We start from the raw sequence: 15,985 nt of genomic DNA, 5'->3' as shown, positions 1-15,985 counted from the left end.
CCTGCGACCAGCGATGCACTCATCTCTTGATGGGGCAAGTACTTGCGATGCACGCGAATTCTAGGAAGAATCGCCTTATGCAGCAAGGCGAGCCGATTTTGTCCCACGCGGCATTTTATTGGCCTGTAACTTGGCGCTGTATAATAGCGGCTGACCTTAATATTTGAATTTCGCCCCACGCTCGGCGCTACTCTAACTGGTTGCTCATGGATAATCACGACGAACCCCCTCGCCGTTCGGGCGATTCTCGCTCGAACAATTCAATTCTCTACATCGTGGTGGCGGTAGTCGTCACGTTTTTTATCGCAATCTACTTTATTCGCCCTTCGCGTGATGTCATTGCTCCGGCCCAATTGGTCGATCTGATTGACGCGCACAAGCTAGACGCTACTGGCAAACCGGTCGGCAGCTTGGCGATCGAAAACTCGAAGGGGAAGAAAATTCTCTACTCGAATTTTCGGAATGCGACCATCAGCAAATCCATGGTCAGCGCCACGGTCGATCGCGAAGACCTGGATGCCGACAACAAAGATATTGCTAACAGCAAACAAAAAGGGGTGCCGCTCGTCTCGTATCTGCCGGGTGACGAACAAAGCCTGAACGAAATCACTGACGCACTCAAGTCGCACGGCTTTAAAGACTATAGCGGCGACCAGGGAGACGGTTTCCTTGAGATCTACGGCGGGCTGTTGTTTATGACGGCTCTGATCGTGCTCCTGTTTTATCTGATGATGCGGCGTCTCGGCGGCGCCGGCAGCGCCATCGCGTTTGGTCGCAGTCGCGGCAAGATGCACATGCAGGACGACTTAAATATTTCGTTTGAGGATGTTGCCGGCATCGAAGAAGCGGTCGAGGAGGTCAAAGAAATCGTCGATTTCCTCCGTTCGCCTGAAAAATACCAAGAGCTCGGCGGTCGCATCCCCAAAGGCGTGCTGCTGGTCGGCCCTCCAGGTACCGGTAAAACGTTGCTCGCCAAAGCAATCGCCGGCGAAGCAGGCGTCACCTTCTTCAGCCTGTCAGGCTCTGACTTTGTCGAGATGTTTGTCGGAGTTGGCGCGGCGCGGGTTCGCGATATGTTCCAACAAGCGGCGGTCAAAAACCCCTGCATTATCTTTATTGATGAACTTGATGCGCTCGGCAAAACCCGCGGCTCAGGCATGGTCGGCGGCCATGACGAACGCGAGCAAACGCTCAACGCGCTGTTGGTTGAGATGGATGGATTTGACTCCAACAGCGGCATTATCATCATCGCGGCGACCAATCGCCCAGAGATGCTTGATCCGGCGCTGCTGCGACCAGGTCGTTTTGATCGCCAAGTGTTGGTCGATCGTCCCGACGCCGCGGGGCGCGCTGACATTTTGAAAGTGCACGTCAAAGCGGTGAAACTGGATGATACGGTTGATGTGAAAAAAGTTGCTTCCATCACCGCCGGGTTCGCCGGCGCCGATCTGGCGAATCTAGTGAACGAAGCGGCGCTGCTCGCTGCTCGTAAAGGAAAAGCCGCGGTCACGATGGAAGAGTTTGACGAAGCAGTCGAACGCGTGACGGCCGGGCTCGAAAAGAAACAACGCGTGATGCAGGAAGAGGAGAAAAACCGGGTCGCCTATCACGAAAGTGGGCACGCGCTAGTCGCCTATTGCTTGCCCAATACCGACCCGGTCCACAAAGTGTCCATCATCCCCCGTGGTCTGGCGGCTCTCGGTTATACGATGCAGCGTCCAACCGAAGATCGCTTTTTGATGACGCAAGGCGAACTAGAAAGCCGCATCCAAGTGCTGCTGGCGGGGACCGTGGCCGAAGAGATGGTCTACGACGAGATCTCTACCGGCGCCCAAAATGACCTAGAACGAGCGACCGAACTGGCGCGCGGGATGGTGACTGACTTTGGCATGAGCCGGCTTGGTCGTGTGAACTATCGCCACAGCGGACGCTCGGCGTTTATTCCAGAAGCTCACGATGAACGGAACCGAACGCATAGCGAAGAGACGACCCGCGAGATCGATATTGAAATCAAGCGGATCTTGGACGAGATGCTGCAAAAGACTCGGTCACTACTGTCGGATCGCCGCGAATCGCTGATCGCGGTGGCCGAGCGGTTGATCGAAGTCGAGTCAGTCGACGGCGAAGAACTACGGCGTGTGATCGAACTCCATTCGCACCGCCCTCGCATTGTGCCGGGGACCGACTCGCCGAAACGACCTCGCCCCGCCGGGGATGCTGAAAAACAAGACGACGGCGATCTGCCAACGGCCGAGGGCGCCAACTAACTTTCGACTCGTTTTAATTTCGCTAAACTAAACAAGTCGCCGGTTTTCATGCCGGCGGCTTTTTTTATCGCTCAAGGAGGCGCAGATGCTACGAATTGTCATGATGGGAACTGGTCCATTTGCCGTACCGACCTTTCGCCGCCTTCTGGACTCGCCGCATGAAGTGCTCGCGCTGCTAACGCAACCGCCGCGCGTGATGCGCGGCAATCGCACTGCGCCTCCCAGTCCGATGCGAGCCGTCGCCGAAGCGGCCAAGCTTCCGGTCCATTGGCCCGAAAGCGTCAATACTCCGGAGGCGCACGAGATTTTGCGGACCTATGCCGCCGATCTATTTGTCGTTTGCGACTATGGGCAAATTCTCTCGGCCGATTCCTTGATGCTCGCCAAGCTGGGTGGAATCAATCTGCATGGTTCGCTGTTGCCCAAGTATCGTGGCGCTGCGCCGGTCAACTGGGCGATGTACCATGGCGACGCGGAGACCGGCGTGACCGTGATACACATGACGCCCAAGCTAGACGGCGGTCCGATTCTCTCAGTCGCTCAAACGCCAATTGACGCCGATGAAGATGCGGTCGAACTAGAAGAACGGCTCTCGCTCATGGGAGTCGATCCGGTCATGGACGCGATTGCATTACTCGAAAAGCATGGTGACAATCCCCCGGGCGCCTTACAGGATCTGGCGCAAGTCACCAAGGCGCGGCGCTTGCGCAAAGAAGATGGCGATCTGCCGTGGGCGCGGACGGCGGCCGAGATCTACAACCAGCATCGCGCGTTTCAACCCTGGCCCGGAACCTTTACGCATTGGCTGCGCGAAGGGGACGAGCCGCTACGGCTGATCATCAAACGGATGACGCCGCTGGCCAGCCAAACGCATGTGGCGCCTGGGCAAGTCGTCTCGGTCGAAGAGGGACGTCTGATCGTCGCGACCGCCAATGGTCAGATCGCTCTTGACGAAATCCAACCGGCCGGCAAACGCGTGATGCAAGCGGCCGAGTTTTTAAATGGCTACGGGCTACGTGCTGGCGATCGATTTGGCTCGTTTGAACCGTTGCCGGGAACGGATAACGTTCCGCCCGCTAGTCCCGGCAGTCGAGCGTAATCTTGCCGAACTGCGTCGAGTGCCGCATCTTCTCGATCGCTTCGTTCACCGCATCCAGTGGAATTGTTTCGTCGACGATCGGTTTAATTTTGTGCTCGTTGACAAAGTGCAGCATCGATGCAAAGTCGTCAGGCGACCCCATCGTTGTGCCGATCAAATGCAACTGTTTCCAAAAGACCTTGAACAGGTCCAGCTTGGGCGGTGGACCGGCGGTCGCACCATAGTTCACGATGCGGCCACCCGGCGCCGCTAGGTCTAATAGGCTGCGATAGCCCGGACCGCCGGCGCTGTCGATGATCAGGTTGACTGGGCCAAACTGCGTGTTGGCTTCACCGACCCAGTCGGTCGCGTTGTAGTCAAAACCATGCTGGGCCCCATGGCGGATTGCCGAGGCAATTTTTTCGCTTGAAGAGGAAGTGACAATCACATCGGCGCCAGCGGCGAAAGCAAACTGCAACGCCAAGGTTGCGACTCCCCCGCCGATCCCGGTAACGAGAACCTTCTCGCCTGGTTGAAGTTTGCCTTGCGTGAAGAGGGCGCGATAGGCCGTTAGCCCTGCCAACGGCAGCGCCGCCGCTTCGACAAAGCTGAGATGGCTTGGCTTTTCGTGCAGATAAGTGACGGGGACTAGCACCTGCGTGGCGAACGTGCCGTTTACAGGCATCCCCAAAATCTTGAATGCATCAGCCTGAGCGTTGGGATTGTTTCCCCAATCCCAACCGGGATTGATGATCACTTCTCGCCCGCGCCAGCTAGTCGCAGCATCGCCTGTCTTGCTGACGACGCCAGCGCCATCCGATCCCAAAATCATTGGCAGTTGGATGCCGGGATACATCCCTTGAGTGATCCAAAAGTCGCGTCGGTTTAGCGCTGCGGCGTTGAGTTGGACGACCACTTCCTGATCCCCCGGGACTAGATCGTCACGCGTCTCCAATACGAGAGGGGATTCCAGTTGATTGAGTACGGCGGCCTTCACAGAGCAGCTCCTCGAGTAGGTATCAACAAATAATGCGGCCTGGATGATGGCGCGCTAAAACTTCGCATCCTGATGCACATCGTTTGGGGGGACAATTTTCATGCCGCTTCTATTTTTGCGTCCAAGATGCGTAAGGAAATGCGTTCGCCCGCAAAGGGCGCTAAGGCTGATTTATTGAACAGTTCTTCTATGCACGAACGAATGCGGAGTGATTCATTCGGTGGCGAATTGATTGGTTGCGCCAGTGCCGAGTTAAAAATCCGATTCTTTTTCGGCTTTCAGGAATAACGGTGAGTCCTCGCGACGAATGGTTTCGTTAGTAGATCATTCGGCGACGCTGTTTTTACGGCGGCGCCGGTCTTCCACAGCCAACGAAGCGCGACGGTCGAAAATGCCATCTTTCGGGATGCTTTTCGACCGTCTCTTTTTCTTGCGACTTTGACAAGGGGCCCCTCTGAACCCCTCTGCATGGCAGTTTGTCTGAATCTGTTAGACTTTGATCCCTGATGGCGGCATCTCGCTGAATGGTTTCAAATTCGTTACAATTCTCGACTCGACTTGCCCTAACTCTTGGCAGGAAAACGACTTCAACGGTTCTTCCATGACTTCGCGACGAATACTAGTAACATCTGCTTTGCCCTACGCCAACGGCCCGATCCACATCGGTCACTTGGTTGAATATATCCAGACCGATATCTGGGTCCGCTTCCAGCGACTTCGCGGCAACGACTGTCGCTACTTCTGCGCGGACGATACGCACGGCACGGCGATCACGATTAGCGCCAAAAAGAACGGGGTCTCCGAAGAAGATTTCATCGCCCAGATGAGCGCCGAGCATCAGGCCGACTTCGCGGGGTTTGATATCGAGTTTGATAACTATGGCTCGACCAATAGTGAAGAAAATCGCGAACTGTGCGCTCAGTTTTGGAAGTCGCTACGTGACGCCGATCTGGTCGTCGAGAAAGAAATCGAACAGCTGTACGATCCTGAGGCGAAGCAATTTCTGGCCGATCGTTTTGTCCGCGGTACGTGTCCCAAATGTGGTCGGACCAATCAGCCCGGCGATAACTGCGAGTGCGGGCACACCTACACGCCAGTTGAGTTAATCGATCCGGTCAGCATCCTCTCTGGCGCGACGCCAGAGCTGCGCAAAGCGACGCATCTGTTTGTCGCGCTCGAAAAGCTGCACCCCTTTTTAGAAGAATGGTCGCAAAACGGCGAACATTTGCAGACCGAAGTCGCCAACTATCTCAAGGGGCACTTCCTACACGAAGAGCTGCGTGACTGGGACATTTCGCGACCTGGTCCCTATTTTGGCTTTGAGATTTCCGACAGCCCCGGCAACTATTGGTACGTCTGGTTCGACGCGCCGATTGGTTACATCGCTTCGACCTGGCAGTGGTGCAAGCGCAACGGTGAGTCGCTCGATAAATGGTGGAAAGACCCCGATACCGAGATCCACCACTTCATCGGCAAAGACATCACCTACTTCCATACGCTCTTCTGGCCCGGCATGTTGCAGACCGCCGGGTTCACGCTTCCGACCAAAGTGCACATCCACGGTTTTTTGACCGTCGGCGGCGAGAAGATGTCAAAGAGCAAAGGAACCTTCGTCAAAGCGGCGAAGTATCTGGAGCATCTCGATCCGGCTTACCTGCGGTATTACTATGCGACCAAGCTCGGCCCGCGATTGGATGATCTCGATCTAAACGTTGCCGAGTTCGCCGAGAAGATCGACAGTGACCTAGTCGGCAAAGTGGTGAACATCGCTAGTCGCTGCGCGAAGTTCGTCCAGGAGACGGGACTTGCTACCGAGTATCCCGACGACGGCGGACTGTTTCGGCACGCGGCCCAAGCCGGCGAAGAGATCGCCGCCGCTTATGAAGTGTGCGACTTCAATCGTGCGATGCGGTTGATTTTGGAATTGGCCGACCGAGCCAATCCCTTTATCGAAACCAACAAAACGTGGGAGCTGCGCAAGGATCCGGCCAACGCCCAGAAGTTGCAAGATGTCTGCTCCATCGGGATCAACCTGTTCCGCCAGATCATCGTTTACTTGTCGCCGGTGTTGCCGAAGTTGGCCGCCGAAGTGGGCTCGCTGCTGAACGATCCGATCACGTCGTGGGACCAGGCGCAAACGCCGTTGGTAGGGACGCAGATCAACAAATTTGAACACTTGATGAAACGAGTCGACACCAAACGAGTTCTAGCCATGATTGACGAAAGCAAAGAAGAATCCGCCGCCAGCGGAACGAGCCCGGCCGACGAAATCGCCGCCAAGTTTAACGACAGCGCCGATGTGCTGGCCGCCGAACCGTTGGCCGAAGAGTGCACGATCGACGACTTTATGAAGGTTGATCTACGCGTTGCCCGCGTGCTGCATGCCGAAGAAGTGCCGGATGCTCGCAAGCTGCTGAAACTAACGCTCAGCCTCGGCGGTGAAGAGCGCCGTCAGGTCTTCGCCGGCATCAAAGCGGCCTACAAGGCGGAAGATCTAATCGGTCGCCTGGTCGTGATGGTCGCCAACCTAAAGCCTCGGCAGATGAAGTTCGGCCTGTCCGAAGGTATGGTCGCCGCCGCCGGAGAGGGTGGTGCTGAAGTCTTTGTTTTAACCGCTGACGAAGGCGCCAAGCCGGGGCACCGCGTTCACTAAACGAACTTCGATGTTCGTGGAGAGCAACCAGCGACGCCGAGGATAAGCCCTCGGCGTTGTTTTTTGGGTGGCGATCCGCTTCATTTCTCAAGCCGGATCTTTCCTACAACACGCCCAGTTCGCCGTACAACCCTTCGATTGTCTCGGCGTCAATCTGCGGCAGATCTTGCGCGGCGCCGGTGGTCAGGCTTAGACGAAGCAGTTGGGCGACGCGACGAGGAGAACCTTCGGCAAGTGCATGAATCCGGGCAATCGCCGCTTCGTCGACTTCCGGGAAATCTTCTTGTTCCAGCAAAGTCGACTCGACAAAGTCCTGCGTCTCCTCGACGGTCCACGGCTCTAGATCTACCCGCAGCTCGCACAGTTCTAGGATCCGGCGATCGATCTGCTTCAGCGATCCTTCCATCGCCGCTAGCACGACGGTCAACTTCACACCTTCATGACCTGGGGCTCGCAGCAATTGCAGCACGATGTTGACGGAGTCCAACGTCATTTCATCAGCGTTGTCCAGAAACAATACCGCTGCCTGGCGTTCGGCCGTCATCACCGCCAGTTGATCGGCCAACGCGATTGTCGGGTATTGGCCCGGTTTCAGACGTCCACCCCAGGCTTCGACCAGCAGCGACGCCAGGTCGTAGGCTGCCAGTCCGGTCGCTGCAATCTGGGCGACGGCCACATGCTTGGCGGCTAACTGTGCGGCATAGCGTGACATCAGCGTCGATTTGCCCACACCGGCCGGCCCAATCACCACCGCGCAGCGGCGGTTCGACTGCCAGATGTAATCCAGCCGCGCCCAGGCTTCGGCAAACGGCGCACTGCGCAGCAATTGCTCGTCGCTGAGTCGCTTCAAAGGATGTTCGTTTAGGGACATCGGCGCAATGGGAGGTGTCGAAGGGGATTCGTCTATCTTGTTTGTTCGGTAAAATCGGCACGTGCCCTGTAGGCATTCTGTTAAACCCTCTCAAGCTAGCAAGCCGCTGATGTCACATCGATTCTTCTTAGAAACTCCGATTACGGGCGAAACCGTCGAAATCGACGGCCCTGAAGCCCATCATCTTTTGCACGTCATGCGAGCAAAAGTTGGCGATCTAGTGACGCTATTCGATGATAGCGGCGCCCAATTCGCCGCCGAAATCATCGCCGTCGGCCGTAAAGCGGCGACTGCCCGGGTTTTGGAACGCCAGGAAGTCAGCCGCGAGTTGCCGATCTCACTGACCATTGCCGCCGCGCTTCCCAAGGGAGATCGCCAGCGGTGGTTAGTCGAAAAATGCGTCGAGCTGGGCGTGACCGAACTGACGCCGCTAGAAACTGAGAGGTCCGTTTCGCTGAAAAAAGAGAAGTCGCTCGACAAACTGCGCGGCTACGTGATCGACGCTAGCAAGCAATGCGAGCGCAATCGCTTGATGCGGATCGCCGACTCTGCCGCGCTGCCAGCATTTTGGCGTAACTCGCCGGCCAGCGCGTTACGTTTGATCGCTGATCCCGCGGCTACCGAATCCGTGGGCGATTTGTTGCCGGCTGAACCGACCGATGTTGTAGTCGCGATCGGTCCCGAAGGAGGCTTTTCGCCCGACGAGTATCAAGCGGCGCTCGCGGCCGGCTGGCAAGGGTTCCGGCTAGGAAAGCGAATCTTGCGAATCGAAACGGCATCGCTGGCGACCGCCGCCGTCATCGCCGCCCGGTATGATCGATAGTCAGATCCCTAAGCGTCCAATCGCTAGGTGCAGAAAATGTCGCGAAGCTTGCCGAGGCGGCGGTTCTGGAGACTGCGAAGCGGTGAGAGCAGGTTTTGCTAGCGTGGTTGGCTCTTTGCGCAGCGCCGCTACATACTGTCGCGTCGTCATTTCGCCGCACGACAGCCCCAAGGATAGCTTCAGGTGGTAGAGATCGACTGCGTGGCGATCCAAGAGAGCCCCCAATAATTGGCTAGCATCGGTAACGATGAACCAACGCCGCAATCTCTAGGTATCGACCATGCCCGGCAGATCAAATGAGCTAAACAGCAGCGTCTGAATTTGCGCCCGCTGCGAGGCTCTTATGGCGATTGGTCAGGCGTCAGATACGAAGGCGTTTGCCGTGGGCCGCAGTTGGCGACCCGTTTTTGGTAGCTCGCCGGGTCAAACTTGTCGGCTGTCAGCACGAGATTGTCCGACTGCTTGACTGTTTCGGCCTTGGTGCTGTTGTAACGTAGCGGCGGCGTCGCGTCGTCACGGCAAACCAATACGTTGTCACGGACAAACATCTCTTCGGCCTTGTGGAACCGGAGCGGCGAGCGATCCAAGTTGTAGATCAAGTTGTTTTCGATTGTGATCTGATCGCTTCCCTCATCCAGAAACATACCGTTTGATTCGGCCCGGCCGGCGTTTAGCGGGATGTCGTGAATGTGATTCTCGGCCAGTCGCGTGCCTGGCTGTCTGCCCAGCGTGTAGATACCGCCGCCGTCACTGAGTCGCTGCATCACATGATGGATGTGATTGGCCGCGACCACGTTCTTTTCGACCGGTGTCGGTGTCGGATTCCATAGCCATCCGACCGAGACGCCGGAATAAGGGAGATCGGTAATTTCGTTATACATCACTTGGGTTTCGGCGGCGAAAGCGACCCAAATGCCGATCGATCCATAAAACTGGCGCCCACAGCGCCGCACCACGCAGTCGTTCACCGCATTGCCGCGGGCAATCTGCTGCGGCGCCGCTTCGCTCCAAGGTTTGCCATCGACGCGCCGCGTTCGATCTTCGCCGATGTTGACGCCGTTGCCGCTGATATCTTCGATCACGCAGCGGTCGATGCGACAGTTTTTGGTTTGCGAACCGAGCCACACGCCGGAGCAACCGATGTTGGCGATGCGCCCGTCGACGATGGCGCAATCCTCGGCCAGTTCAAACAGGATCGCGGCCGGCATGATGCCGCGCGACTTCGATCGCGGAGATGAGTCCCGGGCTTCGTGCATCGTTGCTTGTGACGAGGCGTAACCCTCCGGCGGCAACGCCCAGGCAGCATGCAGAAGCCCGATTCCTTCAAACCGAACGCCGCGAACCGGTTGCTCTTGCGTGCCGCGGACGATCAATAGTTGTTCGGCCAGCGGAGCGAAAACGCGAGTCTTCTCTGGGGTCTCTCCTTCACGCGGCAAATAGGTCAGTAAGCCGGTCGTTTCGTTCAGGTACCATTCGCCGGGCTGATCGAGCAGCGCCGGATGATTTTCGAGAAAGTACCGCGGGTGTTCTTCAAAGTGGTCGATCGCATAATGGGCCGCATTGGGGCCGATCGGAAACTGCGTCTTTAACGTGTTAGTCACCGCATCGATGGACGCGATGTTGATCCGCGACATCGACCAGTCGTGCAGAAACACCAATTCGGCGCCGACCGCTGCGTCCGGCACATCACCGGGCGTAAAGGTGAATCCGCTACGACGATCGGGCAGTGACTTATCGATACGCAAATAACCATCGTTGGGATGGCGTGCCCGCGTCGCTGGAGCGCTGTTGACAAAGAGTTCCCGAAAACGCCAATCGCCGTTTTTCACCGCCGCAATCTGTGTGGTCCAGGCGCCGTTTTCGCCGACCTTTAAACCGGTGATTTCTCGACCGCCGCTAATAGTGGGTCTGGCGCCTTTTGCCGCGCGAAACGTGAGCGTCCCCTCCTGCGGAAGATGCTGCGTCCCCAGTTCGATCGGCTGCTCGATCGCGTAGACGCCGTCATGCAGGATCACTTGCATATCCCCGGCGTCGCGTGATTTTTCTAACTTGCTCAGCACGGCGGTGATGGTTTTCAGCGGCGCGGCGACGGTTCCGGCGGCCGTATCGTCACCATGAGGAGCGAGATGGATCTCGGCGGCTGAAAGCGAGGAGAAGACGCAGCAAAACGCTAGGAAGAGTGAGCTACTAGTTTTCATCGGGCGAGAACTTTGGCAGAGGATGCGCGGTGTGGTTTGCGAACGGGGGGACTCGCATTCTAACACCAATCGCCGGCAACGCCAAAAAATAGGGGAAGAGCCCGATGTAGAATCACCGTTAGATATAAAACATATCTTCGACCGTGCTCCCCGCCTTCTCAGCCATATCGGCCAAGGTCGCGGCCGAGAGGATCTCGCGCTGGGCGATCGCAGCTTCGACGCAAAGCGCCTTCAGCGCTGCCGCGGCCGGAGTTGGCTTTTGCAGCGCTCCGCATGGTTGATCGCTGTCCCCTTCGATCACGCGGTGGATGTCGTAGATCGAGATTTCGTTGGGGTCGCGCGCCAGCCGATACCCGCCGGTGGCGCCACGCGTGCTTTGCACCATGCCGGCTCCTTTGAGCTGCAGCAAGATCTGCGTCAGAAAATGAGCGGGAATACCGTGCGTCGCCGCCAGCTCGCGCACGCGAACCGGTTCGCCCGAGTCATAAAGCGCCGCCAATTCGATCATGGCGACACAAGCGTATTCGGTTTTGGCGGAGATATTCAAAACAATTCCGGCGGCGATTCAAGCCGCGTGTAAAAGACGCAGTGGCCGGTTACTTGTTGGTGTCGTCGTCCAGGGTATGCAGTCCGCACTCGGTCTTTGCAGTCCCGCTCCAGCGGCCGGCGCGTTCATCTTCGCCGGCGGCGACGGCGCGCGTGCAGGGCCAGCAGCCGATGCTGGTATAGCCTTGGTCATGCAACGGATTGTATGGGATGTCGTGGTCAGTGATCATCCGCCAAACCCACGCTTTATCGACGTTGGCCAGCGGATTGATTTTGGCTAGGCCAAATTTTTTGTCCCAGCCAACGATCGACGCTCGAGCTCGATCGGGGCTTTGATCGCGACGGATCGCGCTAATCCAAGCATGTTTCCCTTCGGCGCCGCGCTGCAACACGGTGATCTTGCGATCAAAGCAGCACTGGGTGGGGTTGGTTTTGTAGAGCGGCAATCCACCGGCTTGCGCTTCGTACTCTTCAACCGTCAGGTCCGGTTTCATCAGCTCGACTTCGATCCCCAGCTTTCTGGCGATCTCGTCACGCAGCTCAAGCGTCTCTTTGAACTGGTAACCGGTGTCAAGATTAAAGACCGGCGTCTCGGGAGCAAGCTGTGAGAGCATGTAGAGGATCGTGCAGCCTTCAGGACCAAACGCGGTTCCCATGGTCAGCTTTTGACCGAAACGCTCTGCCGCCCAGGCAATAATTTCTTGCGGTGAGGCCGATTCCAGCTCTTCACTTTTGGCGGCTAATTCGGCCAAAAGCTCTGGGGTCGGCTCTAATTTTCCGGTTTCGGTCAGCACTGGCGTCTTCATGGCTGGCTTTAAAATATCGGAAAGTCGTTTTCTAACAATGGTTTGCGGTGATTTGACGACTGTTTTCGCCACGAGTAGGACTCCACTTCCGTGCTGAGTTCATTCAAATCTAAACCATGTTGACCAACTTAGTCAACAATCCTTCCGATGCCAATGCATTTCATCGGTTACAGACGGGGTGGAACTTCAGATTGGGACGATTTTATCGATTTGCCGACAAAATCAGTCCTAGTTGGGGGACAGATCCAGTGCGTCTACCATCGATAGCAAAGCGCTAGCGACGTGCGACTCTTCGTCGATCGCTAGGTCTGCGCCGGTAGCAAGCAGCCGGGCTCGGGTTTCTAAATACCGGCAGCGAGCCATGATGGTCGCGCTCTTGTTGAGTTTGCGGATGGTTCGCACAATTGCCACCGCTGCTTCATCACTGGGAACCGAGACAAGCACCAGCTGGGCGCGATCGACTTCGGCCTGTTGCAGTGTCTTTAGCTTGGTCGCATCGCCGGTCACGGTGCGAAACCCCATCTGCTCAAGCGGGTAAGTGTTGACAGCGTTCATGTCGACAAAGCATACCGAGATGCCCATCATCTCAAACCGCGACGCTACTTGCTTGGCGATGGGACCAACCCCGATCACCACCGCTTCTTTGACATCGGTTGGCGGTCGCTTCAGCTTTTTGACATGGCGGACCACTTCGGCCAGATGGTCACCGACAGCGCGAATGCCGTAGCTGATCATCGCGGGCGTCAGTAAGAGCGTCGCGATCGCCAGCACCAGCATTTTGTTGTACTGGTCGTCATTGATGAGATCTAATTGCATCCCTTCGGACAGCAGCAAGAAGCTCAATTCGCCAACCTGAGACAAGCCCAGGCCAAAACAAAATGCAACCGGCCAGCGAACTCCCACGGCTCGCAGCGCGACAGCGCCTCCCACGGTTTTAATCGCCAAAATCACCGGTAAGCCGATCAAGATCAGCATGGGGTCCTGCATCGCTTCTTGGATATGAAGCAACCCTCCGAGCGAGATAAAGAAAATCGCCGCAAAGGTTTCTCGGAACGGCAAGATCAATGCGTCCACCTGCTGCGTCAGCCGATTCCCCGACAGAATCAAGCCTGCTGCAAATGCCCCCAATGCCGCCGGCAAACCCAATTCATGGGCCAGAAAACACATCCCGCCTAGCACGGCCAGCGCAAACAGCACCAGCAGTTCGCGACTGCGGAGCCGCTGCAAAATAGGGACGCCGATCCGTTGCACGATCATGCCAGAGATCGGAATGATCGCCATGAACATCAATGAGTAGAGTCCCAGTTTCAGCAAATCCAGCGAAGATTTGTCGTTAGAACCGGTCAACAGCGGGGCCATCAGCATTAGCGGCACGATCGCCATGTCTTGAAAGATGAGGATGCTGATCGACGAGACGCCGGCTGCAGTCGACTGCACGCCCCCCTCTTTTAGCGCGCGGAAGACAAGCACCGTCGAGCTGAGCGCGATCGCCGAGCCGAGCAAAATCGCCGCCGGCCAGTCGAGACCCAGCGCGCGGATCAACAGCGCCGAAGGGACCGACACCAACAACAACTGTGTTGGCCCACCCACAAGCAGGCGAAAAGCGAACTCTCGCACTTCGTCCAGGGAGATTTCCATGCCGATCGAAAACAGCAAGAACAATGCCCCAATCTCGGCCAGATGGGCCAATACTTCGCTTTCACTCGTAAAAAAACCGAGTCCGCCGCTGCCGCAGATGGCGCCAACCAGCAGATAGCCAACCAAGGACGAAATCTGAAAACGGCGGCAAACCGCGCCTGACAGCGCGCCCGCCGTCAAAATCACGATCAGGTCGAGAACGACTTGTTCAATGGTGGTTGGTTGCATGCAAATTCCTTGTGGTCTATCCGTCGCTAATGTAGCATCCACCGCAAAAAATAAACGGGGGCCTAGCTGTAGTGCAAACTGTGCGCACCAGCTTGCCAGGCAAGTTGTGAACACATGAAATAGGCTTTAAACTGAGCCGCCGGAATACTTAGCGACTTTATCACCCCAGCAAAGCGAAGATTCTGATGGCGACGAAAACCTATTTGGCGGTTGATATCGGCGCATCAAGCGGCCGTGTTCTCGGAGGAGTTTTCGACGGGGAACGTCTCCGCCTTGAAGAGCTGCACCGGTTTGATAATGGGCCTACGCATGCTGCCGGCGGTATGTACTGGAATCTGCTGCTCCTCTGGAAGAACGTCAAAGAAGGGCTAAAAGCGGCCAAATCCAAATATGGCGATGATATCGTCAGCATCGGCGTTGACACTTGGGGAGTCGACTTCGCCTTCCTGGGGGATGACGGCGAACTGCTGGGGAATCCGCGGCATTATCGTGATCCACGCACCCAAGGTATTTTTGCCGATGCGTTCGAAATCGCATCGCGAGAAGAAATTTTCGCCGAAACAGGGCTGCAATTTCTAGAATTTAACTCTCTTTACCAGTTGTACGCGATGCGTCGCGCGGACAGCTCGATCTTGGATGCGGCCGAAGATTTTTTGATGATGCCCGATATTTTTCATTGGCTGCTAACCGGTGAAAAAGGGAACGAAGTGACCAACGCGACCACGACGCAGCTTTACAATCCGGTCACCAAAGACTGGTCAAAAAAGCTGATTGAAAAATTTAGTCTCCCCAATGTCTTTCATGAAATCCTGCCGACCGGCACAAACCTCGGCAAGCTCCGTAGCGATGTGATCGCGGCCACCGGAATCCGCTCGGCCGAGGTGATCTTGCCTGGCACGCATGACACGGCCAGTGCCGTCGCAGCCGTGCCGGCGGCTCAATCATCCGGCAAGTCGCCCAATTGGTGCTATATCTCTAGCGGCACGTGGAGCCTGATGGGGGTTGAGACGAACCATCCGGTGATCAATGCCAAATGCGCCGAGTACAACTTCACCAACGAAGGGGGCATCGGCGGCACAACGCGTCTGCTAAAAAACATCGGCGGGCTCTGGCTCGTGCAAGAATGTCGCCGCATCTGGAAAGAAGCAGGCCGCGAGTTTAGCTGGTCCGAGCTAGTGCGCATGTCCGAAGCGGCGACTCCGCTGGCGTCGTTGATTGATCCCGATCATCCCAGCTTCTCGGCCCCGGCCAACATGCCGCAGGCCATCCGCGACTTCTGCACACGCACCGGACAAAAGGCGCCGCAAAGCGAAGGCGAAGTGATCCGCTGTGCCCTCGAAAGTTTGGCGATGCGTTACCGCCTGGTTCATAGTTGGCTGCAAGAGCTAACCGGCGGACAGATCGACACCATTCATATCGTCGGCGGCGGAGCACAAAACACGCTGCTCAGCCAGTTCGCCGCCGATTCGTGCAAATGCCAAGTAATCGCCGGCCCGACCGAAGCGACAGCGGTCGGCAACTTGATGACCCAGGCCGTTTCGCTTGGCGATATCGGAAGCCTCTGGGAAAGCCGCGAAGTAGTCCGCAACAGCTTCGCCGTCACCGAATATCAACCCCGCAATACAACCGCATGGGACGAAGCGTTCGGGCGATTCATGAACCTCATTAACAAGGTGTGAAGTCGCGCTATTGGAGGAAAAGTTAAGAATGGAACGCGGTGAAGCACGGATGAAGTACGGGAAAACACGGTAAGACCTCATTCGAAAAAATCCACACTAGCCCGCAGCGCCAGCGAGGGAATCGGCGCGGCAATTCCAACCGGGATCAAAGTAGCCAGACGGATTCCCTCGCTGGCGCTGCGGGCTAGTGTTCAATCGGTT

12 protein-coding genes are annotated in these 15,985 nt (G+C 56.8%); 5 read left to right on the top strand and 7 right to left on the bottom strand.

Annotated features, from left to right (window positions below):
- Positions 1-206: 206 nt before the first annotated feature.
- A complete protein-coding gene (gene ftsH, locus SH421x_RS24870) occupies positions 207-2,267 on the top strand; it encodes an ATP-dependent zinc metalloprotease FtsH (RefSeq protein WP_488852718.1) in 2,061 nt (686 codons plus the stop codon).
- Between the two features lie 85 nt (positions 2,268-2,352).
- Positions 2,353-3,366 carry a methionyl-tRNA formyltransferase gene (fmt, locus tag SH421x_RS24865; RefSeq protein WP_488852717.1) on the top strand — a complete coding sequence of 338 codons (1,014 nt, stop codon included), beginning with the start codon at positions 2,353-2,355 and terminating at the stop codon, positions 3,364-3,366.
- Here fmt and SH421x_RS24860 read toward each other — a convergent pair.
- On the bottom strand, positions 3,344-4,342 hold the full coding sequence (locus tag SH421x_RS24860; protein ID WP_488852716.1) for a quinone oxidoreductase family protein: 999 nt from the start codon (positions 4,340-4,342) through the stop codon (positions 3,344-3,346). The two genes, fmt and SH421x_RS24860, sit on opposite strands and share 23 nt — an antisense overlap.
- Before the next feature lie 601 nt (positions 4,343-4,943).
- Here SH421x_RS24860 and metG point away from each other — a divergent pair.
- The gene (gene metG / locus SH421x_RS24855; protein WP_488852715.1) at positions 4,944-6,995 is read left to right on the top strand and encodes a methionine--tRNA ligase; all 2,052 of its coding nucleotides are present in this window, start codon (positions 4,944-4,946) and stop codon (positions 6,993-6,995) included.
- A 103-nt stretch (positions 6,996-7,098) separates the two neighbouring features.
- Here the strand turns inward: metG and SH421x_RS24850 are convergent, their stop codons facing one another.
- Entirely contained in the window at positions 7,099-7,845 is a 747-nt protein-coding gene (locus SH421x_RS24850; RefSeq protein ID WP_488852714.1) for an AAA family ATPase, read from the bottom strand.
- A gap of 130 nt (positions 7,846-7,975) precedes the next feature.
- Here SH421x_RS24850 and SH421x_RS24845 point away from each other — a divergent pair, with 130 nt between their 5' ends.
- A complete protein-coding gene (locus tag SH421x_RS24845) occupies positions 7,976-8,689 on the top strand; it encodes a 16S rRNA (uracil(1498)-N(3))-methyltransferase (RefSeq protein WP_488852713.1) in 714 nt (237 codons plus the stop codon).
- On the opposite strand, the gene SH421x_RS24840 is transcribed toward SH421x_RS24845, so the two are convergent.
- From SH421x_RS24840 to SH421x_RS24820, 5 genes are all read right to left on the bottom strand, one after another.
- Entirely contained in the window at positions 8,690-8,902 is a 213-nt protein-coding gene (locus SH421x_RS24840) for a hypothetical protein (RefSeq protein WP_488852712.1), read from the bottom strand. It lies immediately after the preceding gene.
- Positions 8,903-9,030: 128 nt separating this feature from the next.
- Positions 9,031-10,887 carry a right-handed parallel beta-helix repeat-containing protein gene (locus SH421x_RS24835; protein WP_488852711.1) on the bottom strand — a complete coding sequence of 619 codons (1,857 nt, stop codon included), beginning with the start codon at positions 10,885-10,887 and terminating at the stop codon, positions 9,031-9,033.
- Positions 10,888-11,005: 118 nt separating this feature from the next.
- On the bottom strand, positions 11,006-11,434 hold the full coding sequence (locus SH421x_RS24830) for an RrF2 family transcriptional regulator (protein WP_488852710.1): 429 nt from the start codon (positions 11,432-11,434) through the stop codon (positions 11,006-11,008).
- A gap of 49 nt (positions 11,435-11,483) precedes the next feature.
- Complete coding sequence (locus SH421x_RS24825) at positions 11,484-12,239, bottom strand: phosphoadenylyl-sulfate reductase (RefSeq protein ID WP_488856487.1); 756 nt, start codon at positions 12,237-12,239, stop codon at positions 11,484-11,486.
- A gap of 228 nt (positions 12,240-12,467) precedes the next feature.
- Entirely contained in the window at positions 12,468-14,105 is a 1,638-nt protein-coding gene (locus SH421x_RS24820) for a cation:proton antiporter domain-containing protein (protein WP_488852709.1), read from the bottom strand.
- A gap of 185 nt (positions 14,106-14,290) precedes the next feature.
- On the opposite strand from SH421x_RS24820, the gene SH421x_RS24815 reads away from it, so the two are divergent.
- The gene (locus SH421x_RS24815) at positions 14,291-15,784 is read left to right on the top strand and encodes a rhamnulokinase (RefSeq protein ID WP_488852708.1); all 1,494 of its coding nucleotides are present in this window, start codon (positions 14,291-14,293) and stop codon (positions 15,782-15,784) included.
- Positions 15,785-15,985: the final 201 nt, after the last annotated feature.

It is taken from the genome of Blastopirellula sp. SH421, from assembly GCF_057808535.1.
Note: the sequence above shows the minus strand (reverse complement) of the source record. Positions and strands in the feature narration are given on the sequence as shown.